This window comes from Cupriavidus ulmosensis, assembly GCF_977008105.1.
In genome coordinates, this window is record NZ_CDRMWP010000001.1 from 1,147,680 (window position 1) to 1,172,727 (window position 25,048).

The 25,048-nt window shown below is 66.2% G+C and carries 23 protein-coding genes; 20 read left to right on the top strand and 3 right to left on the bottom strand.

Annotation, left to right across the window (positions count from 1 at the left end):
- Positions 1-24: 24 nt before the first annotated feature.
- Entirely contained in the window at positions 25-2,661 is a 2,637-nt protein-coding gene (gene cphA / locus ACWTPI_RS05270) for a cyanophycin synthetase (RefSeq protein ID WP_020200962.1), read from the bottom strand.
- 240 nt (positions 2,662-2,901) lie between these two features.
- Between cphA and ACWTPI_RS05275 the strand changes: the two genes are divergently transcribed.
- Both ACWTPI_RS05275 and ACWTPI_RS05280 read left to right on the top strand, forming a co-directional pair.
- Positions 2,902-5,187 (top strand): cyanophycin metabolism-associated ABC transporter, encoded by a 2,286-nt coding sequence (locus tag ACWTPI_RS05275; protein ID WP_454731116.1) that lies wholly within the window; start codon positions 2,902-2,904, stop codon positions 5,185-5,187.
- A 13-nt stretch (positions 5,188-5,200) separates the two neighbouring features.
- A complete protein-coding gene (locus tag ACWTPI_RS05280; protein WP_020200964.1) occupies positions 5,201-5,692 on the top strand; it encodes a cyanophycin metabolism-associated DUF1854 family protein in 492 nt (163 codons plus the stop codon).
- A gap of 30 nt (positions 5,693-5,722) precedes the next feature.
- Here the strand turns inward: ACWTPI_RS05280 and ACWTPI_RS05285 are convergent, their stop codons facing one another.
- Both ACWTPI_RS05285 and ACWTPI_RS05290 read right to left on the bottom strand, forming a co-directional pair.
- Positions 5,723-6,598, bottom strand: a complete 876-nt coding sequence (locus ACWTPI_RS05285) for a hypothetical protein (RefSeq protein ID WP_454731117.1) — start codon at positions 6,596-6,598, stop codon at positions 5,723-5,725.
- 126 nt (positions 6,599-6,724) lie between these two features.
- Positions 6,725-7,819, bottom strand: a complete 1,095-nt coding sequence (locus ACWTPI_RS05290) for a LysR family transcriptional regulator (protein ID WP_454731118.1) — start codon at positions 7,817-7,819, stop codon at positions 6,725-6,727.
- Positions 7,820-7,866: 47 nt separating this feature from the next.
- On the opposite strand from ACWTPI_RS05290, the gene ACWTPI_RS05295 reads away from it, so the two are divergent.
- The 18 genes from ACWTPI_RS05295 (at position 7,867) to ACWTPI_RS05380 (ending at position 23,592) form a co-directional block, all read left to right on the top strand.
- A complete protein-coding gene (locus ACWTPI_RS05295; RefSeq protein ID WP_020200967.1) occupies positions 7,867-9,171 on the top strand; it encodes a 3-isopropylmalate dehydratase large subunit in 1,305 nt (434 codons plus the stop codon).
- Positions 9,168-9,755 carry a LeuD/DmdB family oxidoreductase small subunit gene (locus tag ACWTPI_RS05300; RefSeq protein WP_454731119.1) on the top strand — a complete coding sequence of 196 codons (588 nt, stop codon included), beginning with the start codon at positions 9,168-9,170 and terminating at the stop codon, positions 9,753-9,755. The genes ACWTPI_RS05295 and ACWTPI_RS05300 overlap by 4 nt, the downstream gene beginning before the upstream one ends.
- A 142-nt stretch (positions 9,756-9,897) precedes the next feature.
- A complete protein-coding gene (locus ACWTPI_RS05305) occupies positions 9,898-11,991 on the top strand; it encodes a hydantoinase/oxoprolinase family protein (RefSeq protein WP_454731120.1) in 2,094 nt (697 codons plus the stop codon).
- Positions 11,992-12,012: 21 nt separating this feature from the next.
- Entirely contained in the window at positions 12,013-13,629 is a 1,617-nt protein-coding gene (locus tag ACWTPI_RS05310) for a hydantoinase B/oxoprolinase family protein (protein WP_059410785.1), read from the top strand.
- 26 nt (positions 13,630-13,655) lie between these two features.
- Positions 13,656-14,657, top strand: coding sequence for a tripartite tricarboxylate transporter substrate binding protein (locus tag ACWTPI_RS05315; protein ID WP_454731121.1), 1,002 nt, complete (start codon positions 13,656-13,658; stop codon positions 14,655-14,657).
- A gap of 1,051 nt (positions 14,658-15,708) precedes the next feature.
- Positions 15,709-16,656 (top strand): hypothetical protein, encoded by a 948-nt coding sequence (locus ACWTPI_RS05320; RefSeq protein ID WP_454731122.1) that lies wholly within the window; start codon positions 15,709-15,711, stop codon positions 16,654-16,656.
- A 146-nt stretch (positions 16,657-16,802) separates the two neighbouring features.
- Positions 16,803-17,030: a helix-turn-helix transcriptional regulator gene (locus ACWTPI_RS05325; protein ID WP_454731123.1), complete on the top strand. Its 228-nt coding sequence runs from the start codon at positions 16,803-16,805 to the stop codon at positions 17,028-17,030.
- 5 nt (positions 17,031-17,035) lie between these two features.
- Positions 17,036-17,740 (top strand): KilA-N domain-containing protein, encoded by a 705-nt coding sequence (locus tag ACWTPI_RS05330; RefSeq protein ID WP_454731124.1) that lies wholly within the window; start codon positions 17,036-17,038, stop codon positions 17,738-17,740.
- On the top strand, positions 17,730-17,975 hold the full coding sequence (locus ACWTPI_RS05335) for a helix-turn-helix domain-containing protein (RefSeq protein ID WP_454731125.1): 246 nt from the start codon (positions 17,730-17,732) through the stop codon (positions 17,973-17,975). The genes ACWTPI_RS05330 and ACWTPI_RS05335 overlap by 11 nt, the downstream gene beginning before the upstream one ends.
- Positions 17,972-18,232 carry a helix-turn-helix domain-containing protein gene (locus tag ACWTPI_RS05340; protein WP_454731126.1) on the top strand — a complete coding sequence of 87 codons (261 nt, stop codon included), beginning with the start codon at positions 17,972-17,974 and terminating at the stop codon, positions 18,230-18,232. Before ACWTPI_RS05335 ends, ACWTPI_RS05340 begins: the two co-directional genes overlap by 4 nt.
- A gap of 386 nt (positions 18,233-18,618) precedes the next feature.
- Positions 18,619-18,807 (top strand): hypothetical protein, encoded by a 189-nt coding sequence (locus ACWTPI_RS05345; protein WP_454731127.1) that lies wholly within the window; start codon positions 18,619-18,621, stop codon positions 18,805-18,807.
- Positions 18,800-19,093: a hypothetical protein gene (locus tag ACWTPI_RS05350; protein WP_454731128.1), complete on the top strand. Its 294-nt coding sequence runs from the start codon at positions 18,800-18,802 to the stop codon at positions 19,091-19,093. Before ACWTPI_RS05345 ends, ACWTPI_RS05350 begins: the two co-directional genes overlap by 8 nt.
- Positions 19,086-19,343, top strand: coding sequence for a hypothetical protein (locus ACWTPI_RS05355; protein WP_454731129.1), 258 nt, complete (start codon positions 19,086-19,088; stop codon positions 19,341-19,343). Before ACWTPI_RS05350 ends, ACWTPI_RS05355 begins: the two co-directional genes overlap by 8 nt.
- Entirely contained in the window at positions 19,340-19,636 is a 297-nt protein-coding gene (locus ACWTPI_RS05360) for a hypothetical protein (protein WP_454731130.1), read from the top strand. The genes ACWTPI_RS05355 and ACWTPI_RS05360 overlap by 4 nt, the downstream gene beginning before the upstream one ends.
- Positions 19,633-19,953, top strand: a complete 321-nt coding sequence (locus ACWTPI_RS05365) for a hypothetical protein (RefSeq protein ID WP_454731131.1) — start codon at positions 19,633-19,635, stop codon at positions 19,951-19,953. The genes ACWTPI_RS05360 and ACWTPI_RS05365 overlap by 4 nt, the downstream gene beginning before the upstream one ends.
- The gene (locus tag ACWTPI_RS05370; protein ID WP_454731132.1) at positions 19,950-20,315 is read left to right on the top strand and encodes a hypothetical protein; all 366 of its coding nucleotides are present in this window, start codon (positions 19,950-19,952) and stop codon (positions 20,313-20,315) included. Before ACWTPI_RS05365 ends, ACWTPI_RS05370 begins: the two co-directional genes overlap by 4 nt.
- Before the next feature lie 89 nt (positions 20,316-20,404).
- Entirely contained in the window at positions 20,405-23,341 is a 2,937-nt protein-coding gene (locus tag ACWTPI_RS05375; RefSeq protein WP_454731133.1) for a DUF927 domain-containing protein, read from the top strand.
- The gene (locus ACWTPI_RS05380; protein WP_454731134.1) at positions 23,338-23,592 is read left to right on the top strand and encodes a hypothetical protein; all 255 of its coding nucleotides are present in this window, start codon (positions 23,338-23,340) and stop codon (positions 23,590-23,592) included. The genes ACWTPI_RS05375 and ACWTPI_RS05380 overlap by 4 nt, the downstream gene beginning before the upstream one ends.
- Positions 23,593-25,048 lie beyond the last annotated feature (1,456 nt).

Below are 25,048 nucleotides of genomic sequence, written 5' to 3' on the forward strand. Positions count from 1 at the left end.
GGATCCGTTCTTCTGCGTTCCGGATCAGGCGCGGCGGCCCGGCTGGCCCATCCACTGGTGGACCTGGTCGATGGTGGGCAGGGTCGAGCCCTCGTCGCATTGCAGCACCAGCAGGTCGCCGGCCACCACTTGCGCGAGCGCGGCCTCGACCGCCTGGCGGCGCGAGCCTTCGTCGATGATCTTGGTCACGCGGCGGCCTTCGTACAGGCCCTGCTTGAGCAGCGCGCGGGCTTCGGCGTCGGGCAGCGCGCTCTCCACGGAGCGGTCCTCGCACAGGAACACGCGGTCGAAAGCGGCGCCCAGGATCTTGCCCTGCCGGACCATGTCCTCGTCGCGGCGCGGCAGGCCAGCGCCGTACACCACCACGCGGCGCTCGGTCGGGAAGCGCTCCAGCGCCGCCACCAGCGCTTCCAGCGCGGGGGCGTTGTGGGCGTCGTCGATCACGACGATGGCGCCGTTGCGCTCGAACAGCGTGAAGCGGCCCGGCACGTCCACCTGGCCCACGTCGAACGTCACCACGCCGGCGCGGATCAGGTCGTGCGAGATGCCCAGCGCCCAGCCGGTGGCCACGGCCGCCAGCACGTTCTCGACCTGGAAGGCCACGCGGCCGGCGTAGGTGAGGGGAATCGCGGCGACGTCGGCCAGCGGCGTCTCGCGGCTGCCGGTGGCCAGCACCACCTTGCCGTCGCGCACGAAGACCGCTCGCTTGCCGGCCGCGCGGTGCGCGGCGATGGCGGGCAGGTCGGCCGACAGGCCGAAGAAGATCACGTCGCCGTCGCACAGCTCGGCCATCTCGACCACCAGCGGGTCGCGCGCGTTGAGCACGGCCACGCCGCCGTCGAGCACCACGTCGACCTGGGTGCGCAGCACGTTGTACATCTTGCCGATTTCCTCGACGTAGTACTGGCCGAGGTGGTCGGGCACGTCGATGTTCGTGACCACGCCGACCTGGCAGCGGTCATAGGCGAGGCCCTGGGAGAGGATGGCGCCGCTGTCGTTCTCGAGCACGGCGGCATCGACCGCGCGGTTCATCAGGATGCGGTGCGCGGCGTCCCAGTTGGCGCGGTCGCCGGCTTCGACCTGGCGGCGGTCCAGGTAGAGGCCGTCGCTGCAGGCCAGGCCGGTGTGCTTGCCGGACAGTTGCAGCAGGCGAGCCACCAGCTTGGCCACCACGGTCTTGCCGTTGGTGCCGGTGATGCCGACCACCGGGATGCGGCCGTTGTCGTCGCCTTCGCCGGCGGGGAACAGGTGGTCCACCACGGCGCGGCCGACCGGGCGCGCCTCGCCGTTGGAGGGCTTGAGGTGCATCAGCAGGCCGGGGCCGGCGTTGACCTCGACGATGGCGCCGCGCTGCTCGGCGAGCGGGCGCGAGATGTCCTGCGCCACCAGGTCCACGCCGGCGATGTCCAGGCCCACCACGCGGGCGGCCAGCGAGGCATGCGCGGCCACGCTCGGGTGCACGCGGTCGGTCACGTCGAAGGCGACGTTGCCGTTGCGCTGGATCAGCACGTGCTTGCCTTCGGGCGGCACCGAGCTGGCGTCATAGCCCTGGCGCCTGAGCTCCAGGCGCGCGGCGGAATCGAGGCGCACCTTGTTGAGCGGGTGGTCCTCGGTGCTGCCGCGGCGCGGGTCGGAATTGATCTGCAGCTCGATCAGCTCGTCGATGGTCGAGCGGCCGTCGCCGGTCACGCTGGCGGTCTCGCCCATCGCGGCGGCCACCAGGCGGCCGCCCACCACCAGCAGGCGGTGTTCGTTGCCGGGCACGAAGCGCTCGACGATGACGCCGCTGCCTTCGTCGATGGCCACCGCGTAGGCGGTCTCGACTTCCTCGCGCGTGGTCAGGTTGGTGAACACGCCGCGGCCGTGGTTGCCGTCGTAGGGCTTGACCACCACCGGCACGCCGATGTCCTCGGCGGCGTCCCAGGCGTCGGCGGCGCTGTCCACCAGGCGGCCTTCGGGCACGGGCACGCCGCACGATTCGAGCAGGCTCTTGGTCAGGTCCTTGTCGCGCGAGATGCTCTCGGCGATGGCGCTGGTGCGGTCGGTCTCGGCGGTCCAGATGCGGCGCTGGCGGCTGCCGTAGCCGAGCTGCACGAGGTTGCCCTCGGACAGGCGGATGGCGGGGATGTCGCGGTCGTCGGCGGCGTCGACGATGCACGCGGTGCTGGGCCCCAGGCAATGCTTGTCGACCAGGCGGCGCAGGTGGTCCACGGCCGCCTGCACGTCGTAGGGGCGGTCCTCGATGGCGGCCATCACCAGGTCGCGCGCGGAGAACAGGGCGGCGCGCGTGACTTCCTCGTGCCAGGCGCGCACCACCACCTTGTAGACGCCGCGGATCGGGGTCTCGCGCGCCTTGCCGAAGCCGCCGGGCATGCCGGCCAGGTTCTGCAGCTCGAGCGTGACGTGTTCGAGGATGTGGCCGGGCCAGGTGCCTTCCTTGAGGCGCTGCAGGAAGCCGCCGCGCTCGCCGATGCTGCAGCGGTGCTCGATCAGCGAGGGCAGCCAGGCCGACAGGCGCTCGTAGAATCCCGGGATGGTGTTGGAGGGAAAGTCCTCCAGTTCCCCGATGTCGACCCACGCCTCCAGCACAGGCCGATATGTCCACATATTCGGGCCGCGCAGCGACATGACATCGAAAATCTCAATGTCCTTCTTTTTCATTGATTTAGCTTGAGGCAGTGGGCGAGTGCCCGAGAAATAGAAGCCTAACCTTTCAGTAACGTTACAACGGTCAGCCGGTTGACTTTCTTGATTAAAAAGCGATTGTGCAGTGCATCAGGAGCGCCCGTGCGTTTGGCCTTATGTATACTGCGGGCAAATTGGCGGGCCGCCAGGGCGCGCCCGCGCTAAATTGTTTCAAGTTATGTCCATGTCCAGGGGACGCAGCATGCTGTGCCAACGATGACCCAACCTTCCTTGCCCGCGATTGATACCGACGCCCCGAACGAACCGTGGCGTAACGAACTCGGCACCCGTCTGGTGCCTGGCGAGGCCGTCCTGGCCTGGCTGGCGGTGGATCTCGACGCGAGGCTGCATTTTACCCAAGGCTGGGTGCTTGTGACGGATCGTCGACTGCTGGCCCGCACGTCGGGCCAGGGCGACTGGCAGGAATGGGCGGTCCAGCCCGGATTATCGCTGCATCACGCCGATCATGCCGGCGTCGGCACGCTCGAGCTGCAGCAGGCCGGCCGCCTGCTGGCGAGCTGGCGCTACACGCTGGGCCACAACCCGGCCGCGCTGCGCCTGATCGACCAGTTCCATGCCCGGCGCGACCTGCCGCAGGCGGGCGCCCCGGGGCTGCCCGGCGCCGAGGCGGTGTGCCCGACCTGCAAGGCGCCGCTGTCGCCCGACGACGAGCAGTGCCCGCAGTGCAGCCGCGACCTGGAGACGCCGCCCTCGACCTGGGCGCTGCTGCGCCTGTGGCGCTTTGCCCGGCCGTACCGCTTCGAGCTGCTGGCCGGTTTCCTGCTGACGCTGCTGTCGACGGCCGCCACGCTGGTGCCGCCGTACCTGACCATGCCGCTGATGGACAACGTGCTGATTCCGTTCCAGAACGGCGTGCCCATCGACTACGGCCGGGTCAAGCTCTACCTGGCCGGCCTGCTGGGCGCGGCGCTGGTGGCGTGGAGCCTGGGCTGGGCGCGCACCTACCTGCTGGCGCGGGTGTCGGAGCGCATCGGCGCCGACCTGCGCACCACCACCTACGAACACCTGCTGCGCCTGTCGCTGGAGTATTTCGGCGGCAAGCGCACCGGCGACCTGATGGCGCGCATCGGCTCGGAAAGCGACCGCATCTGCGTGTTCCTGTCGCTGCATCTGCTGGATTTCGCCACCGACGTGCTGATGATCGTCATGACGGCGGCCATCCTGATCTCCATCAACCCGTGGCTGGCGCTGGTGACGCTGGTGCCGCTGCCGTTCATCGCGTGGATGATCCACCTGGTGCGCGACCGCCTGCGCCACGGCTTCGAGAAGATCGACCGGATCTGGTCCGAGATCACCAACGTGCTGGCCGACACCATCCCGGGCATCCGCGTGGTCAAGGCCTTCGCCCAGGAAAAGCGCGAGGTCGAGCGCTTCCGCGAGGCCAACCGCCACAACCTGGCCATCAACGACCGCGTCAACGCGGTGTGGTCGCTGTTCACGCCGACCGTCACGCTGCTCACCGAGATCGGCCTGCTGGTGGTGTGGATCTTCGGCATCTGGCAGGTCTCGCACAACGCCATCACGGTGGGCGTGCTGGTGGCCTTCCTGACCTACATCAGCCGCTTCTACACGCGCCTGGACTCGATGAGCCGCATCGTCTCGGTCACGCAGAAGGCGGCCGCCGGCGCCAAGCGCATCTTCGACATCCTCGATCACGTCTCGAGCGTGCCGGAGCCGACCCGGCCCGTGCACCTGGAGCGCGTGGAAGGCGCCATCGAGCTGCGCGACCTGGGCTTCCGCTATGGCAACCGCGCGGTGATCCGCGGGCTCAACCTGTCGATCGCGCCGGGCGAGATGATCGGCCTGGTGGGGCACAGCGGCTCGGGCAAGAGCACGCTGGTCAACCTGATCTGCCGCTTCTACGACGTCTCGGAAGGCGCGATCCGCGTCGACGGGGTGGACATCCGCTCGCTGCCGGTGTCGGAGTTCCGCCGCCACATCGGGCTGGTGCTGCAGGAGCCGTTCCTGTTCTTCGGCACCATCGCCGAGAACATCGCCTACGGCAAGCCCGGCGCGACCCGCGAGGAGATCGTCGCGGCCGCGCGCGCGGCCCATGCGCACGAGTTCATCCTGCGCCTGCCGCACGGCTACGACTCGCTGGTCGGCGAGCGCGGCCAGGCGCTGTCCGGCGGCGAGCGCCAGCGCATCTCGATCGCGCGCGCGCTGCTGATCAACCCGCGCATCCTCATCATGGACGAGGCCACCTCGTCGGTGGACACCGCCACCGAGAAGGAAATCCAGAAGGCGCTCGACAACCTGGTGCAGGGCCGCACCACGATCGCCATCGCGCACCGCCTGTCGACGCTGCGCAAGGCCGACCGGCTGGTGGTGATGGACCGCGGCCAGATCGTGGAAGTGGGCGGGCACGAGGAGCTGCTGGCCCGCGAAGGCGCCTACTACAAGCTCTACCAGGCGCAGGCCCGCAACGTCGACACCGACGCGGACCCGAGCCTCGATACCGCCGCAGCGGCCAACGTGTAAGCAGGCAGCCTCCATGCAACGACACGAGCAACAACAGCAGCAAGCCGACTTCAAGCTTGCGCGCAACGCGCTGGGCCGCCTGGTGATGACCACGGCGGACGGCACCGTGCACGAAGGCGTGGTGCCGGTGCGCGCGTTTCCGATCGCCGCGCCCGACGACGGCGTCGGCATCATCAGCGCCGACGGCCGCGAGCTGGCCTGGCTGCCGCGCCTGGATACCCTGCCCGCGCCGCTGCGCGAGATGATCGAGGCCGAGCTGGCCAGCCGCGAGTTCATGCCGGAGATCCGCCGCATCCGCTCGGTGTCGACCTTCGCCACGCCCAGCACCTGGGAAGTGGAAACCGACCGCGGCGTCACCTCGCTGGTGCTGCGCGGCGAGGAAGACATCCGCCGCCTGGCCGGCGCCACGCTGCTGATCTCCGACAGCCACGGCATCCACTACCTGCTGCGCAACCTGGCCGGGCTGGACAAGGCCAGCCGCAAGCTGCTCGACCGTTTCCTGTAAGCGCGCGGCCCGGGCGGCCGCCTCCGGCCGTCAGTGCTTGCCGGTGAAGATCATGCCGGCCTGGCGGTCGGCGCGCATCACGAACAGGTAGAGCTGGCCGAGCGTGGGCAGGCTGTGCGTGGTGGTGGGGTCGTAGTAGGCAATGCCCGTCATCGTCGTGTTCGGGTAGCGGCACGGCGCCGCGCCGAACTGCAGGCTGACGTTGTAGACCTTGCCCTGGCGCCGCGGCGTCGCGGTGCCCGTGAACGCGCATCCCGCGCCGGCGTCCACGGTGATGTTGCCGGTGGCGTCGACGTGCATGGTGATGCCGTCCGAGCGCATGCCGCTGGTGTCCAGCGCCACCGCGCTGCCCGAGTAATCCCCCCGCAGCCCGTCCACCGTGGCGATGTAGTTGTAGTCCGTGCTGTAGTTCGCGGTGAACGCCGTATTGCGCGCGTTGCGGTAGGTCAGTTGCGTCTGCATCAGCGTGCTGGGCACGAAGCTGCCGTTGAAGTTCGCGGCCGTGAGGTTGTAGCCGGCTGCTTCCAGGTTGAAGTCGAGCCCGTTGTTGTTGGTGGTGAGCGTGTCGTTGTTGCTGCTGTAGTTGCCGGTGATCACGCCCATCGGCACGTCGGGCACGCCCGGCGCCGAATAGAAGATGTAGAAGGCGTTCTCGTCGAGCACCAGCACGTTGACGCGCTGCCCGTCCGGCGTGCTGCCGTTGAAGATGCCCGTGCCGATGGCATTGGTGTCGGGCGCCGGCGGCACCACCGGGGTGACGGGGGTGACGGGCGTGGTGGGGTCGGTCGGCGTGCTGCCGGCCGCTGGCGGCGTGCGCACGAGCGCCAGCCCGCTGTCGTTGTCGCCCGAGCCGCCGCATCCCGCGAGGACGAGCGGGATGGCCGCCGCGCCGATGATTCTCTTCATGTTGCCTCTTGCCGGTTCCGTTTTTTGCCCGGACGAAGCGTACGCCGTCCGGTCGTCGAAAAAAAATATCGACTGTAACAGACGATTACAATTTCGCGGCGGCCTCGCGCGGAAGCGGGTGGCGCTTCAGGCCCGGGCCGCCCGCCTGCCCGGCTTGCCCGGCTCCGCGGAGGCGGGTGGCGCGCGTTTCACGCCCGGCGGCATCGGCTGCGACTGCAGCGTGTCCTGCAGCAGGTCCAGCAGCAGCTGGGCGCTCGGCGCGAGCGCGCGCAGCGGGCGCGACATCACGCAGATCTCGCGCGTGAGGGTCGGTTCCTGCAATTCCTTCCAACGCAGTGCCTTGTTGCTGTTGCGCTGGAACGAGAGCGCCGGCAGTACCGCGTAATAGTCGCCGCTGGCCAGGACATCGAACAGGTAACTGGTGCTCTCGACTTCGTCGTGATCCTCGTTGAAGGGCGCGAACGAAGGCATGTGCAGGCGCAGGAAATGGCCGATCGCCGTGTCCGCGTTGAAGCCGACATAACGTCCCCAGGTGAGGTCGGACCACCTGACCGGCCGCTTGAGCACGGCGATCGGCGTGTCGCAATGGCAGACGACGCCGTAGGTATCCGTCATCAGCGGCGTGTACGTCAGCTCGTCGTTGTCCTGGTAACGGCTGTCGATGGCGAAGTCGACCTCGCCTTCCGCCACCAGGCGCTCGGTCTCCTGCGCCGCGGGATTCCGCAGCGAAATGGTGATGTGAGGGTACTGGCGGCGAAACTGCTGCAGCACCGGCACCAGGAACTGGCTAATGACCGAGGCCGCCGCGCCGATCCGTATATGGCCGCGTTCGCCCTGGGCCAGGGCCAGCATGTCCGAGACGGCGCTGTCCAGTCCATTGACCAGCCGTTCGGCCTCCGCCAGGAACCCCGCGGCGTGCGCGGTGAGCGTGACGCGGCGGGTCGTCCGGTCGAACAAGCGCACGCGCAGGCCTGCTTCCAGTTGCTGGATCGTCGCGGTCAGCGCCGAAGGGGTGACGCAGAGACGATGCGCCGCGGCCACGAACGAGCCGGTCTGCGCCACGGTCAGCAGCGCGCGAAGCTGTTTGATGTTGACGTTATGCGCCAAGGCCCGCTCCCATCCCGAATCCGGCCCGCGCCGGCCCGTGGGTCGCCGCATATGATTATTCAATTTATTTTTATAATGATTATAAAAAATTCGTTTGTCAATAATTATGGGCATTCATAGACTGCGGAGCTACGAACTACTCGCCGCATCCAGGCAGTCTTATGCCAACGAAGTCATCGAATTCGGTCCAGCACGCACGCGGGCAGACGATTGCCGAGAAGCTGCTGTCGCGCGCGGCGAATCACGCCGTCCATGCCGGCGACCTCGTGATCTGCCAGCCCGATGCCGCGATGGGGACCGACGGCTCCATTCCCATGGCGCTGCAATATTTCCGGACCATGCAGGACGATGGTGGCCTGCCCCCGCCGGCGTTTCCCGAGCGGTTGGTTTTTGCGCTGGACCACTATGGCGCGTCCTCCGGCGAGCGGGCGCTTGTGCTGCAGGAGACGGCGCGCGACTTCGCGCGCAAGGCCGGCATCTGCGTCTTCGAGACCGGCGAGGGGATCGGGCATCAACTGATGCTGGAGCGCGGCCGGGTGCTGCCGGGCCAGCTGGTGGTCGGGGCCGATTCACATGCCGTCTCCTACGGCGCGCTCAACGCATTCGGCAGCGGGATCGGCTCGTCCGACCTCGCCGGGATTTTCCAGTGCGGCCAGATCTGGCTCAAGGTGCCGGCGTCGATCCGGATCGTCCTGCATGGGCGGCTTCCGCACTACGCAAGCGCCAAGGATGTCGCGCTGACGCTGGCCCGGCGGCTGGGCGCGGGAGGCGCGAACTATTGCGCGCTGGAGTTCGCCGGCCCGGGCGTCGCCACGCTCGACATCGACGACAGGATCGTGCTGGCGAACATGTCCGTGGAAATGGGCGCGAAGGCGGGCATCTTTCCGCACGACCAGGCGACGGATGCCTGGCTGGCTTCGCGCACGAGCACCGCCTATGTTCCCGCCGTCGCGGACGCGGATGCCGAGTACGAGCAGATCATCGAGGTGAACCTGGACGACATCGTGCCCCAGGTCGCCCTGCCACATCGCGTGGACAACGTGACCGACGTGGCGGACAGCGCCGGCACGCGGATAGACATCGTCTATCTGGGGACATGCACCGGCGGGCGTCTCAAGGACTATCGGGAAGCCCTTGACGTGCTTTGCGCGGGGCGCGGCATCGCCGACGGCGTTCGCCTCATCGTGACGCCGGCCTCCAGAGAGATACAGCGGGAACTCGAACGCAGCGGCATGGCGGAGTCGTTCCGCCGCCTCGGCGCCGAATTTCAGGAACCGGGCTGCGGCTCGTGCTGCGGGACCTGCGGCGCGATTCCCGGCGACGGGCAGAAGGTGCTCTCGACCGCGAACCGCAATTTCAAGGGCCGCATGGGCAACCGCGAGGCGGAAATCTTCCTGGCGTCGCCGCGCATCTGCGCCCAGGCCGCGCTGACCGGAAGGCTGGAAGACATGGAGCGCACGCAATGATGGCGCTCGGGGAATCCGCCGGCGAGACGCTGCAGGGACGCGCCCGCGTGCTCGGGGACGACGTCAACACCGACTACATCATCTCGTCGAGCCGCAAGAAGAACAGCGTCGATCCCGACGTCCTGCGCCATTACCTGTTCGAGGATCTCGATCCGTCGTTCGCGGCGAGCGTGCGGGACGGCGACATTCTCGTCGCGGGACAGAACTTCGGGTGCGGCTCCGCGATGGAGGTCGCTGTCACGACCGTTCTCGGCGCCGGCATCAAGGCGGTGGTCGCCAGGAGTTTCGCCAGGACGTACTGGCGCAATGCAATCAACAACGGGCTGCTGCTGGTCACGGGCGACGCGCGGGACCTAGGGGAGGGCGAGTCCCTGCGGATCCGCATGACCCGCGACAGCGCATGGCTGGAAGTTGGAGACGGCCAGCGGCGTATCGAATGCGAAGCCGTTCCCGAAATCGTCCATCTGCTGCGGCGCGAGGGCGGCCTGATCCCCTACCTGAAGCGCCATCGCCGGCTCCCCGGGTTCGACGACGATGCGCAACGCGCCGATGCCGCCGCGCGTGCGGGGGGAGCGCCGACCTGAGCGCACCGGTCCCGGCCAGGACGCCATGCGCCCCCCGTTCGCCGGGCTTCCCGCCGCACTCCCGCATCCTGATGACGACCCTGTTCTCGGCCTGGACCGTCCTCGTTGACGACCGCCTCACCCCGCAAGGAAACACCAAGACATGAAACACATATCGATCGGCGTAGATATCGGCGGCACCTTCACCGACATCGTCGCGCTCGACTATCAGAGCGGCAGGATCCACGCCAAGAAGGTCCTTACCGCCTACGCCGATCCGACACAGCCCGTCATGGACGGCATCGAGGCCCTGCTGCGGGAGAACGGCTTTCGCGCCGCGCAGGTCGGCCGCTTCGTGCACGCGACCACGCTGTTTACGAATGCGCTGATCGAAGGGAAGGGCGCCAGGACGGGGCTTCTTACCACCGCCGGCTTCGGCGATGCCATAGAGATCGGGCGCGAGCGCCGCTACGATCTCTACGATGTGCACATCGACGGGCCGCAGAGCCTGGTGCCTCGCCATCTGCGCGCGGAGATCGCCGCGCGCATCGATGCGGCGGGCATCGAAGTCACGCCGCCCGACCGCGGCGAGACGCTGGCGGCGGTCGGCAAGCTGGTTGCGCAGGGAGTCGATTCGCTGGCCATCTGCCTGCTGCACGCCTACGTGAACCCGCGGCACGAGGCGCAGGTCGCGGCGTGGATTGCCGAGGCATTCGGGGAGATCAGCGTCTGCATCTCCAGCGCGATCGCCCCCGAGATCCGCGAATACGACCGGGTCTGCACTACCGTCGCCAACGCCTGCGTTCAACCCATCGCGCGCAGCTATCTCGACCGGCTGGAGCACAGGGTGAAGGCGATCGGCATCGATTGCGGCGTCCTGATGATGCTTTCCAACGGCGGGCTCTCCGCCGTGGCCGAGGCCAGGCGAAAGCCCATCGACCTGCTTGAGTCCGGGCCGGCGGCCGGTGCGATCTCGGCGGCATGGTCCGGAAGCCGCAACGACCGCACGAGCCTGCTCGCGTTCGATATGGGCGGCACCACCGCCAAGCTCTGCCTGGTCCAGGATGCCAGGCCGGCGGTGGCATACGGCTTCGAGGCGGCGCGGCGCAAGCGCTTTTCCGAGGGCAGCGGCATCCCGATCAAGATCACCACGGTGGACCTGATCGAGATCGGCGCGGGCGGCGGCAGCATCGCGCGTTCCGACAGCATGAAGTTGCTGAAGGTCGGACCGGAGAGCGCCGCATCCGAGCCCGGCCCCGCGTGCTTCGGCCGCGGCGGAACGCAGCCGACGGTGACCGACGCCAATGTTGTCCTCGGTTATCTCGACCCGAAATCGTTCGCCGGCGGCGCCATCCCGATCGACGTCGCCAGGGCCGACGCGGCCCTGCAGGCGCTGGGCAGGACGATCGGCATGGACGGGGCGGTCATCGCGCAGGGCATCCACGACATCGTTGCAGAGAACATGGCGGGCGCGGCGCGCGTGCACATTGCCGAACGGGGCCATGACCCGCGCCGGTTCGACATGGTGTGCACCGGTGGCGGCGGTCCGCTGCACGGGTATGCCGTGGCGCGCAAGGTAGGCATCGGCACGCTGATCGTTCCGCCGGCCGCCGGCGTGGCTTCCGCGATCGGCCTGCTGGTTGCCCCGGCACGCGCCGACCGCTCCCGGACCGCGATTTTCCAGCCCACTGACGGCGACCTGGCCGATCTGGAAGCGAGCTTCGACAAACTCGCCGGCGAGGCGCGCGGCTGTCTCGAAGAACTGAAGGACGGCTTCGGCGCGATCGCGGTGAAGCGCTACGCCGACGGCCGTTTCATCGGCCAGGGCTTCACGCTCACGTTGCAGCTTCCCGATGGGCCATACGCCGGCCCAGGCGTCGACGCGCAGCCGGTGCGGGCGGCGCTGCTCGCGGCCTTCAACAGCGCGTACAGCGAGAAATTCGGGCGCACGCCGCCCAACGTGCCGGTCGAGCTGGTCAGCCTGCGCGTTTCCGCGCTTGCCTACCCGAACGAGACCTTTGCCCCGGCCGCGCTGGCGCAGCGCAGCCAGTCGACGGCGCAGGGTTTCCGGCGGGTTTTCTTCGAGGAGGCCGGCGGCTTCATCGACACGGCAATCTATGCCCGCGGCGAGCTCGCCGTGAATGCGGTTCTGCAGGGGCCACTGCTGGTTGTCGATGCTGACTCGACGCTGGTCGTGGGGCCGGGAGGAACGCTGGTCCAGTCCGAGACCGGCAACCTGATCGTGAACATTCACTGAACTGCGGAGCATCTATCCATCATGCACGGCCAAACCTCCCCGGGACGTGAACTCACGCCCATCTTTCTCGAAGTCTTCTGGACCCGCGTCCGTTCCATCGTCGACGAAGCCGCCAAGCTCATCGTGAGGACCTCGTTCTCCACGCTGTCTTCGGAAGCCAACGACTTCGCGGTGGTGCTGACCGATGCGCGGGGACGCTCGCTGATCGAGAACAGCGGCAGCATCCCGTCGTTCATCGGCACGCTCCCGGCAACGGTGCGGCACGCGATCGAGGTCATCGGTATCGACGCGATGCGCGAAGGGGATGTCTACATCACCAACAATCCCTGGCACGGAACGGGCCACCTGAACGATTTCTGTTTCGTCAGGCCGGTCTTCCACCGCGGGGCGCTCGTCGCATTCGCGGCCACGGCCGCCCACATGCCCGACATCGGCGGGCGCATCCGTTCGGTGGATGCCAGGGAAATCTTCGAGGAAGGTTTCCAGATCCCGCTGATGTACCTGCTGCGCGAGGGACGGGCGGATGCTTCCCTGATCAGCCTGCTTCGCGCCAACGTGCGGACGCCCGACCAGACCGTGGGCGACCTCTGGTCGCAGGTGGGCGCTACCGAGCTGGTCGACCGCCGCGTCAACGAAGTCATGTCCGAATACGGCCTGTCGACCACGGAGGACATCGCCGAAGCCTTGTTCGCGCGCAGCGACCGGGCCATGCGCGACGCCCTGGCGGCGTTACCCGACGGTGAATACGTCTACGAAATGCAGACGGACGGATTCGAGTCGCCGTTCACCTACAAGGTGCGCGTGACGATCGCCGGCGAGACCATCGACATCGATTTCGACGGCACGAGCCCGCAGCAGGCCAAGGGCATCAATTGCGTTCTCGCCTACACCTACGCCATGTCCGTGTATGCGATCAAGAGCCTCCTGATTCCCGACCTGCCCAACAATGACGGCCTGTTCCGCGGGATCACGGTCCGGGCGCCGGCGGGCTCGCTGCTCAACCCCGTGTTTCCCGCCGCGGTGGGCGGCCGGGCCTGCACCGGGCACTACGTTCCCAGCCTGGTGTTCGGCGCATTGCAGGGCGTGCTGCCGGAGCGCGTGATGGCCGGCGTGGGCTCGCCCCTGTGGATTGTCAACATGAGCGGCGTGCGCAAGAACGGCCGGCCGTTTACTTCCGTGTTGTTCTTCAACGGGGGCATGGGGGCGACGGCGGAAAAAGATGGCGTGAGCGCCACGTCCTGGCCGAGCAACATCTCGTCCACCCCGGTGGAGGTCGCCGAGCGCGAAAGCCCGTTCTTCTTCAAGTACAAGCGCCTGATACCGGCATCGGGCGGTGCCGGCAGGCACCGCGGCGGCCTAGGGCAGGAAATTTGCTTTCAGAGCCTGCACGAAGGTCCGCTGAACGTCGTGTTCCTGACCGAGCGGATCCGGCACCCGGCCCAGGGGATCGCAGGCGGGGAGCCCGGCGCGTGCGGTGCCGTCCAGATCAACGGCGAGGATGTCGATTCCCGCCGTCCGCACATAGTCAAGCGAGGAGACGAAATCGTCCTGAGGACACCCGGTGGAGGTGGCTATGGCCCCCCGTCGGAGCGGACCGAAGCCGCCAGAGCAGCGGACGCCCGGCAGGGCTATCGATAGCCTTTCACACACATCAAGGGAAAAACATGAAACCCGCAAGATCCAGATCAGCAAACCGCGCCCGGCTCGTTGCGAAGGCGCTCGCTTGCATCGCCGTGGCTGCCACCACGGCGATGGCACAGGCGCAGCCCGCGAATTATCCGCAGCAGCCGGTTCGCGTCGTGGTGCCGTTTCCGCCTGGTGGCGTCGCCGACATGATTGCCCGGCTGCTCATGACCGGTATTTCCCAGAATATCCGCCAGAGCATCGTCATCGACAACCGCGGGGGAGCCAGCGGCTCCATCGGCACCTCGGTGGTCGCGCACTCGAAACCGGATGGGTACACCTTGCTGATGGTGCTGGATACTTTCGCGATCAACCCCTTGATCTACGAAGACGCGAACTATGCCAACAAGGATTTCGCGCCGATCTCGATGATCACGCAGTCGCCGATGGTCCTGCTCGCCAACCAGAATCTCCCCGCCAAGTCCGTCGGCGATCTCACCAGACTGGCCAAGGCCAAGCCGGGCACGCTCAACTTCGCCTCGGTCGGCCCGGGAAGCGCGAGCCACCTGACTGCCGAGATGTTCGACGCCAGGCAGGGCGTCAAGATGACGCACGTCCCGTACAAGGGTGGTGCACCGGCACAGACCGCCCTCATGTCCGGCGAAGTCGACATCATGTGGGGGTCGACGCCCTATGCGCTGAGTGTCGTCCGTGCCGGCAAGACGAAGGCGATCGCGCAGGCCAGCAAGACCCGCAGCGCTGTCTTCCCCGACCTGCCGACGACCGCGGAACAGGGCATGCCGGATTTCGAGGCCATCGGCTGGTCCGGGTTGCTCGCACCGGCCGGGACGCCGCCCGAGGTGATCAAGTTCTGGAATGAACAGTTGACGAAGGTCATCCAGGACCCCAAGGTCAAGAAGCAGATGCTGGAGCAGGGCCTCGACATCAAGCTTTCGACCCCAGACGAGTTCGGCAAGTACATCGATGGCCAGACGAAGATGTGGAAGAAGCTGATCGAAGAGCAGCACATTCCGGTTTCATGACCTTCATGGCCTGATGCCGCGGGTTCCCGGCATCGGGCTCCGGCAAGGCGCCGTGCGAGCCTGCCCGGTTGTGCGGGCAGGTTCATCCTGGCCGGGCGACGCGGGCACCGGGGGGGCAGTGTCGAGGGACGCGATTTCCTTGTCTTCGAACCGGTACCCGGGTCGCCACCATTTGCCGCCGCGGCTGGGCGTATCCGGGGCGGAACCATTTTGTGGCAATCGGTTGCCCCGGAAACCATCCCATATGCGCGGGCTGTAAAGAAACGCCCCGGCACCACGTGGAACGCCAAATCCCGTGAAACCAAAGAAAAAGCCCGGATATACCGGGCTTCTGAGACGCCCAGGATTAACCTGGAACGAGGGCCGGCGTCAATCACATTCCTCCCGCAAAGCCGCGACCATCGCCGGTCTCGATTTCTGAGTTGGCAAAGTTACCCCCAAAGTTACCCCCAGACTGGGCCGGCTGCCCCCTCGGCTGACCCGCCTGGTGTGCCGCGCCCGGCGTCCAGGTGGTGGGGTGCGGTCGCATCGCGGTGCCCCGGGAAATCTGGCCGCCGCCCAAAACCTTGGTGACACTGGTGACAGCCGGGGAAATCGCCCGAAAACCATGATGGCACAAGGGAAAAGCTGTCACCAACTGTCTATGTGTTTTTTGGTGACACATCTATATTTTGGTGACAAATCTGGTGACAATCCAAAAGTCGCCACGGTGGCATAAGGCTTTGCGGGCCGTTTCTTCCAGCAAACCCGCACGGGGCTGTGGGATTTGCTTTTTATCTTCATTTGTGCTCGAAAGCCTCGCAGGTTGCCCCCCGCTTCTGGTGCTGGGTTTATTCGAGCGTTCTCGGGACGCGGCGCGAGGGAAATTACCCGGTGCCCCACCTATCCAGTCGGTGCAACATGCTTGCTACAATCGGCGTTGCGAGGCCTAGGGCGGCCACCCGAAAGCCGGACACCTTCACCGGTGGGCCTCGCTCTCCCTGAAGGCGCATCCGAAGGAATGCGTTCCTCTACCTCATGCTGGGGCTGCTGGCGCGCGATCGGCCAGGATATGAGTCAAGAGAAAAGGACAACTTACACGCGCACGCTACGCATCGATTTTGGCGAGCAGAGTTTTAGCGTTCGTCGCTTTGAAGTTTTCAGAGTTCGCAAGGCTTCTCTACTCTGGGAGCGGCGAATCGAGCAGGACCGCAACCTAACCCTATCCCACTCCCACTCCCACTTGCTTTACATTGCGGCTGCGCCGTCTAGTGTGCGAGGTGGATATTGCGATATGCCGGCAGATTGGGCCTTGTGGGGTCTTGCACGTCAAGTTCGTGACGCACTTAGCATCATTCAGGAAATGGATCAAAGAAGCCTGCGCCGCGCACTCTGGGACGCGGGCAAGTGGGGTAGCAGTGCAGACACAGGTTTGTATGTGCCGATGGATATCGAGCGCGCAGCGCTTGCGGTCGCGAATATATTGCACAGTCCGAGGGACCACCGTAGAAAAGCTGCCATGCGTTCAAGTCCATTCCCAGATATGGACTTTGAAATAGCCGCAATCCGCATTTGCCTACTGGCCGCTCTAGTGGCGATTGATATCGCCCTGTTCATGACATCAGACAGCACATATGGTGTGGTGGCGGCGGTGGTGCGAGCAGCTACACATTTTAGTGACGCACAGCAATTAATGGGGCTCAGCTTTGGCTACCAAGAGGCCGCGGCGCAAAAAATGGGCGGCAAGGCGCGATGGGCGGAGGACGTTGAGTACACGGTAGCGAGGCGAGCCGTCTTTACAGCGTTTTGCGATTGGTACGAACGTGCGAATGGCAACCTCGGCCGGGGCAGAGCGGGGTTCGCGCGAGAACAGCAGGCTCGTTTCCAGGACGTAATAACGGACCCGCGCACGATAGCGGGATGGTTGGGGAAATGGCTGAATGGCACCGATTTTCCTGAGGGTGCTGAAGAGGATGCGACGCGCTTGCGTCGGTTGCTATGCCGTTGGTCGAGCGCCTAACGCAATATGCAGTGTGCTAGCTCAATGTGCATTGAGCTAGTTCACGTCTTTTTTCAGATGCAGTAGATTCATAGCATGTGGCCACACCGCTACGGGACGGTATAGGCCGCCCGGCGCTGCGGTGGCTTAACTGACTGCGATGCCACATGCAAATCCATTCCAATTGTAGGACCAACGCCAATTCGGCCGCCGCTGGCGGTCCGCTCTGGCGGCTCTCTACCGTCACCGCCAAGACTGGCCTCTCCCGCTCGGAGATCTACCGGCGTATCGCCCGCAATGCCTTCCCGCCTGGTGTTCGCCTCGGGGTTCGATCGCGCGCTTGGCGAGCCGCCGAGGTGGAAGCCTGGATTGCCGCGCTGCCGGTTGCGGAGTAGGCGGCATGACGCGACTTGTTCCCCTCGACTACCAATGCCAGTCGGTGCGCTTTACCGATGATGGCTGGATCAACGCCACCGAGGTGGCGGCGCGCTTCGGCAAGCGCCTCGATAACTGGCTGAGAAGCTCGGACACGCAGGACTACATCGCCGCCTTGGCCGACACGCTCAAATCCCTCAATTCCGGGGATTTGATCCGTACCCGTCGCGGCAACAACGGCGGCACCTGGCTCCATCCGAAGCTGGCGGTGTCGCTGGCCCGCTGGTGCGATGCCCGCTTCGCCGTCTGGTGCGACGCTCGCATTGATGACCTGCTGCGCGGCCCCGGTCTAGACGACTGGCGCGCACGCCGTGCCGATGCGGCCGTCGCCTTCCGTGCGATGACCGAAGCTGTGCTGATGAGCCGCCAGCTCGACGGCAAGACGGCGGAGACGCACCACTACAGCAATGAGGCGCGCCTAGTCGCGTGGGCACTGACCGGCGAGTTTGCGACCATCGATCGCAGCACGCTGTCTGACGCCCAGCTCGGCCACTTGGCCGTGCTAGAGACGCGCAATGCATTCCTTCTGGCACGTGGTCTGGAATATGCCGAACGCAAGGCGCTGTTGGCCGTCTACGCTGTCGAAATCGGCATGGCACAGCAGGTACCGGCTCTCGATGCGACACACCAGGTGCGCCGCCTGCCGCAGGATGCCCACTATGTCGCGTAACGGAAATAACGGAAAAAGCCGCACGCAAGCCGAGTGCGAGCGCCTGCTGGCAGGCCTGCGTCACGGGCCGCTCAATAGCGTGACTGCTGCCAGCGTCCATGCAATTCGCAACGTTTCGCACTGTGTGACCGAGCTGCGCAGACAGGGCCACCGCATCACCTCGCGCATGGTGTGGCACGTCACGCCAAACGGCAAGCGCAGCAAGGTAGCGCGCTATTCGTTGGAGGCGGCATGACGGCTCACGACAACACCTCATATGCCCAGCGCGTGCGCCTGCTCGATGCACTGCGTGTCGGCCCGGTGGATACCGTCTACGCGAGTCGGCAGCTCGACATCCTGCACCCGCCGCGCCGCGTCTTCGAATTGCGGGAGGAAGGCCACCATATTGTGATGACCTGGGAGGATCGTTTCACCGAGCAGGGCAAGCGGCATCGCGTTGGCGTGTACTCGTTGGTCAAGGCCATGCCGCCGGCGCAAGGGGAATTGCTGTGATGGCCCTCTCGATTTGCGCCCGCCTGGTGGTCACGTCCGCCGCCTTGACGCTCGCCCGCTGTGCGCTTGAGCCCATTGCTCTGGTGCTGGCCACGCAGGCCGGTCCGGCACTGGCGTTCGCCGAGGGCGGCGGCTCGCGCTATACTGTGCCCGTCGCTGCAACCACAGCGGCCGGGATTGGCGTCCCGTGCATAAGCGGACAACCGCTGCTAGGCGGTATTTTTTCGTCCGTCATGCCTTCGTGCGCTCTCATTGGGCGGGCCTGGGCAGGGGAGCCTTCGGGCTCGCCGGTTCTTGTGCCCGGTACGCCAACCCTGTCTTGCGCCCGCCCACCCCGATTGGCGTCGGGGAGCGGGATCGAAACCGCTCGCACAAGAGGCCGCACCATGCGCCAGTCTTCGCTCGCCCATACCGGGCAATCCCCCCTTCCCGAAATCCTCGCCATCGTCCGCACCGCCTTGCGCGATGCCGTGTCCGCTCGCACCGATCGCGAATCGCTCGATGTAGCCGGCGCTGCCCTCGTGGCGGTCGCTGAGCGCGTGCGTGCCCTGCAAGCGGAGGTGCGTCATGCTTGAGCACAGTCGATATACCGTCTCGGTGCGTTATGCCAATGGGGACACGATGCTGACCTCTCGTGAGTGCTGCACGAGGCCGGCCGCGATGGCTGCAGAAAAAGCCACGAAACTGTTTGCGCTGCTGACCATAGCGTGCGGCAACGGCGGTGGCGGCTTCGAGCAATTTTCTGGGCTGAACGAAGACATTCAGCATGACCTGTTGTGCCTTGCTTCCGATCTGGCGGGAGAGGTCCTGGTTCTCGGCGAGCTTGCTGCACGGGAAGAGTCAGGAGGACGCCATGCTTAGTTCCAGCACTTGCGAAGCCGCGCAAACTGAGTCGGTGAGAGACACGGTGCAGCGCGCTGTGTCTGCCCTTCATGGTTTGCGCTGGGCGGCCGGCTGTGCCCATTCCAACGGCGATATCGACGCCTTCCTCTGCCTGGTGGACAGCTTGCTGCCGCAGCTCGGGGTGGATCTGGAAACCGTGCACAGCGCCTTGGGCGGCAAGCCCATCGGATATTTCCCGGGCAGCGACACACGAGGGGAAGTGAGATGACGGCACCGGGGCCGAATCGCAATCAACATGAGCATGAGCGCGGGGCCATCGCGGCGCTGCGCTTCCTGCGCGCCTGGCGAGCGCAAACCCGGCAGGCATCCGATATCGCCCCGCCACCCCTGCGGCATGAGTTGGCCAGGCTGGGTGATCGCTCGCCGGCATTTCAGTGCGGCTGGATAGATGGTATCGGCGCCTTCGTCGTGAGCGCGCTGGAAGGCTCCGTGCTCGATGTGGAGCGCTGGCGCGTACTGCGAGACTTGGCGGACGTGAAAGACCGTGGGGAGGGCGTATGAAAGCATCTCGTGATAGCGGTGCGGCACGGCGCCGCTGGGAGGATGGCCGCTACGTGGCTCGCCGTCGTCAGCCACACCAGGCCGGCGAGGCCGCACGCCTGGCGCAGCTCGATGCGTTGCGCGAAGCCCTGGAAGAGGCTGGTGATGACCTGATGCATCTGATGCAGTTGTGCGCAGCGTTGCGGTTGCTGGTGCAGGACAACGCGGCCGGCCACGTTGTCGATGTGGTGCATTCGATGGTGTGCCACCTGCTTGATGACGTGGGCCAGTGTCTCAATACGCAGTTTCAGCCGCTCGACAAGGGAGAGCAGCTATGAATCAGACCAGTCGAACCAAAACGGCCGTGATCCCGGCCATTGCGCACGCCCCTGCGCGGGATGCCCATGTGTCGCTTGCCCACCAGTGGGCCGTCGATGTGGGCATTGCCACGGCAGATGACGCACTGTCGCAGCTCGGCACTATCCCGCTGCACGTGTTCGTGCCGGGTTGTGCAGCCCGCTTTCAGGACGTTGTGCAACAGGCGGCGGCTGACGTGGGGCGGGTGGTGTCGGCCGCCGATTTGCGGGCCTTTGTCGATGCCTACGTGGCGGGCCTGCTGGGTCGCCTGCAGCAATACCTGCTCGCCGGCCTGGCCGATCCTGCGCACGCCGCTGGGCGCGTCGCCGCGCGCCTGCACTAGGAAATCAACGCTATGAATGAACGATACATGCTGGCCCCTAACGGGGCCGGCGGGGTGCCCTCGTTCCTACGAATGGAGGGCGCGACCTGATGCAATACGAACACACGACGGATAAGATTCGTGCGGCCCTGGCCTGCATCCCCGCCGAAGAGCGGGACCTGTGGGTACGCATGGGCATGGCGCTCAAGCACGAGTTTGGGGACGATGGTTGGCAGCTCTTCAGCGATTGGAGCGAGACGGCCTCCAACTACGATGGGACCGCCGCTGCCGCGACTTGGAAGAGCTGCAAGGCCTCGGGTGGGGTCACGATCGCCACGTTGCTACACGAGGCCATGTCACGCGGCTTCGACCCGAAGCGTTATGGACCGGCGCCAGTCCGGTCGGCCGAAGAAGCGGCGCGTCGCGATGCTGAGCGCAAACAGCGTGAGGCGGATGCACAGGCCGAGCAGGCCGGGCAGCAGCGCCAGGCCGCGGCGACGGCGGTTGATCTGTGGGCGGCGGCGGCCGAGTCGGGCCGTTCCCCTTATCTCCAGCGCAAGGGCGTGGAGGCCTACGGCGTGCGCTTCGGCAAGGGCTGTGTCCTGGTGCCGGCGCGCGATGCGGGCGGCGAGCTGTGGAACGTGCAACGCATCTACGGCAAGCCGCTGCGAGACGGTAACGACAAGGTTTTCCTGAAAGGTGGAAGAGTCTCGGGCTGCTATCACCTGATCGGCACGCCCGCGCCGCAAGGCTGGATTCTGGTGGCGGAGGGCTATGCCACCGGGGCAACACTGCACCAGGTGAGCGGTTTGCCCGTTGCAGTGGCGTTCAATGCGACCAATTTGCGGCACGTGGCGCAGACGATGCGGCAGCTCTTCCCCGATGCTCCGCTGCTGGTCTGCGCCGATGATGACCGCGATACGGAAGCGGAGACCGGCAAGAATCCGGGCCTCGTCGCGGCCAAGGATGCCGCGCGATGTGCACGGGCGGCGATGGTGAAGCCCGAGGGTTTGCCGGAGGGTGGCAGTGACTTCAATGATCTGGCTTGCGCTCTTGGGGCTGAACAGGTGCGGCAGCAGCTCGACGCGGCCATGCGGCCAGTGTCCCCGCCTGTCAGCGGATCGACAGGCGCACCGGAAGGCGCGGCAAGCCAGCCGGCGCGGCCCACAGGCGCGAAACGCGGCGCCGAAGAGGGTAAGGGCGCCGTGAAGGATGAAAATGCCACCACGGGCCGCAAATCGAAGCGGCCGGCGCGCGGCGCGGGCAAGGCCTGGTTCGATGTGAATGATGGAGGGGTTTGGCATCATGGGTATTCCGACCAGGGCGACCCATTGCCACCGTACTGGGTGTGCTCCCGCCTCGATGTCACGGCCGGCACGCGGGACGACTCGGACGGCGAATGGGGGTGGCTGCTGGAGCTGAGCGACCCGGATGGCAATCACAAGCAATGGGTGATGCCCAAGCGCATGGTGTCGGGGGACGGCAACGAGTACCGGGCCGCGTTGCTGTCGATGGGGCTCGACGTGGCTCCCAGCTCGAAGGCCAAGACGCTACTCACGACCTACATTCAGACACAGGGGCGAGAGGTGGAGGCTCGGGCTAGATGTGTGGATCGCATTGGTTGGCATGGTGGTGCCTTCGTGCTGCCGGATCGCACGATAGGCCAGGTGGACGGCGAAAGAGTGCTGTTCCAATCTGCTGCCGGCATTGTGTCGCAGTTCAAGCGGCGCGGGTCGCTCGCGGAATGGAAAGAACAGGTCGCAGCCCTATGCATCGGCAATACCCGGCTGACCTTCTGCACCTCGGCCGCTTTCGCTGCGCCGCTGCTGCACCATGCGGGTTTGCAGTCGGGTGGCTTTCACCTGGTGGGTGACAGCTCCAGCGGCAAAACCACGGGTTTGCGTGTGGCAGCATCGGTGTTCGGCGGCCGTGACTATGCGCGGAGCTGGCGTGCCACGGATAACGCCCTGGAGTTGACCGCGGCCCAGCATTCGGATGCGCTGCTGATCCTGGATGAAATCGCGCAGGTCGATCCGAAGATCATCGGTGACACGGTGTACATGTTGGCCAATGAGGCGGGCAAGGGGCGCGCGACGCGCACCGCCACTGCACGTCCGGCGCTGACCTGGCGGGTGCTGTTCCTGTCCGATGGCGAAATCAAACTATCCGACCACATGGCCGAGGCAGGCAAGGCGACGAAATCGGGGCAGGAAATCCGGCTTGCCAACATCCCGGCCGATGCGGGCAAGGGTCTTGGCGTATTCGATGACCTGTGTAGCTTCGCCTCGGGTAAGGCCTTGTCGGATCACTTGCAGGAAGCCACGCGGAGCTACCACGGCATCGCCGGTATGGCGTTCATTGAATGGGCGGTGGACAATCAGGCCACGCTAGCGGAGGACCTGCGCAGCGGTGTGGGCGACCTGGTGAACGATTGGGTGAATGGAGACGCGCATGGCCAAGTGTACCGTGTCGCATCCCGCTTTGCACTGGTGGGTGTGGCCGGCGAGCTGGCTACCGATGCCGGTCTGACGGGCTGGCCCGTGGGTTGGGCCACGTCCGCCGCGCGGACCTGCTTTGATGCGTGGCTGGAAGAGCGGGGCGGCGCCGGCAGCGGTGAGCACAAGTCGATGGTTCGGCAGGTACGCAGCTTCCTGGAGCTGCACGGCGATGCGCGCTTCGTGTGGATGAACCGGGCGGCCGATGACCACAAGCCCAACACCATGCACCGTGCGGGCTTCAAGCGCCTGGTGACTGGCGACGGCAAACCGATCAACACGAATGCCGACTACCTGCGTTCCTTTGGCGACAAGATGGGCCATGAGGAAGCGGAGGCCGCTGCGTGCGAGTACTTCGTGCTGCCGGAGGTGTGGCGCAAGGAAGTGTGTAAGGGGTACGACCACAAGGCGGTGGCATCCCTGTTGATCGCGATGGGCGTGCTACAGCACGAAGAAAAGAGCGGGCGGCCAGACAAGCTGATGCGTGTTCCTGGTATGGGCCGAGCGCGGGTGTACAGCATTGGCTCGGCAATTTTCGAGCTGGATCTATGAGCGCCATCCGCACCAGGGCTGACTATCGACGGATGCGAGCTCGCTGGCGCCGGCTGCTGCATCGTGCCAGGGCCTGCGCGTCGCTCGATCTGATGGAAGCTGGTGCCGCCTATCTGGCGTGTGCGGAGCGGATCGAGCAAAGCTATCCCTTTCTCCAGCTCGCTCGCTTGGCTGCCCGGCAAGATCCACTGCTCCTACCTGTGCGGTGCCGCCTGGATGCATGGCGCACCGACCTCGATATTCTGTTCTGAGGGCATCGGGAGCCGGTGCGACGCCGTGCGCCCTTCGCCTTTGGAACTCTCCCGCGGCGGCAGTGATCCGGCGTGCTTGCCAGCGGGCCGCAGGCCTGCCGCTCGATGCATATCTAATGATGACGGTGGCCAGCGCTTCGACGTGGCCGTGCGGGCCGCACAGCGGCCGCTACCGGGGCGGCGGTGGCGGCGTGGTAGAGCTGCCTTTCGCGCCGTGGCTGGCGGGCTGCTGGCCAGCACCAGGGCCATGCAGCCCGGCGGTGTGGCCAGGGCCAGCGGCAGCAGCTCGCCGCCCGGCGCCAGCGGCGCCGCTCGTCCCTCACGATGGATCGGCGGTGACGCACCTGGGCGCCCGCCAGCGGGCCGCAGGCGCGCCGGCCGACACGTACCAGGTGGTGACGGTGGCCAGCGCCTCGACGTGGCCGTGCGGGCCGCATAGCGGCCGCTACCGGGGCTGCAGTGGCGGCGTGGTAGAGCTGCCTTTCGCGCCGTGGCTGGCAGGCTGCTGGCCAGCACCAGGACCGTGCGGCCCGGTGGCGTGGCTAGTGCCGGCGGCAGCAGCTCACCACCCGGCGCCAGCGGCGCCGCTCGTCCCTCACGATAGATCGGCGGTGATGCACCTGGGCGCCCGCCAGCGGGGCCGCAGGCGCGCCGGCCGACACGTACTAGGTGGTGACGGTGGCCAGCGCCTCGACGTGGCCGTGCGGGCCGCACAGCGGCCACCACCGGGGCAGCGGTGGTGGCGCGTGGCAGAGTTGCCTTTCGCGCCGTGGCTGGCGGGCTGCTGGCCAGCACCAGCACCAGCACCAGGACCGTGCGGCCCGGTGGCGTGGCTAGTGCCGGCGGCAGCAGCTCGCTACCCGGCGCCAGCGGCGCCGCTCGTTCCTCACGATAGATCGGCGGTGATGCACCTGGGCGCCCGCCAGCGGGCCGCAGGCGCGCCCCTCGATGCGCACCAGGTGGTGACGGTGGCAAGCGCCTCGACGTGACCGTGCGGGCCGCACAGCGGCCGCTACCGGGGCAGCGGTGGCGGCGTGGCAGAGCTTCTTTTCGCGCGCTCAAGGCGGGTGCGCTGGTGTCAGCACTAAGCACCAAAGCGAGGGCGAAGCACCGGATTTCCTTGTTTTTGGCGAAATTATTTGAATGATTCAAAGCGCTGGGTTTGAGGCGCCATTGGCGGCGTTCATCGGCTGCAATCCCTTGTTTCTTCGTCAGCGCTGGTGCCAGGTGTCACCAATGTCACCAGATCGAAACCGCCGTCACCACGGATTTTTGGTGACGCGCTATCCCTTGATTTAGAGCGGCTGGCGGTGCTTATCCACAGGCTGTCACCAGTGTCACCAGATTTTTAAAACGACTCCCGTGACGAAGTGAGAAAAATATGGTCGGATACGGGAAGACAATCAGGATATTTGAATGCACTGATCCACCCTGCTCAGGGCCTTCCTGGTGCTAC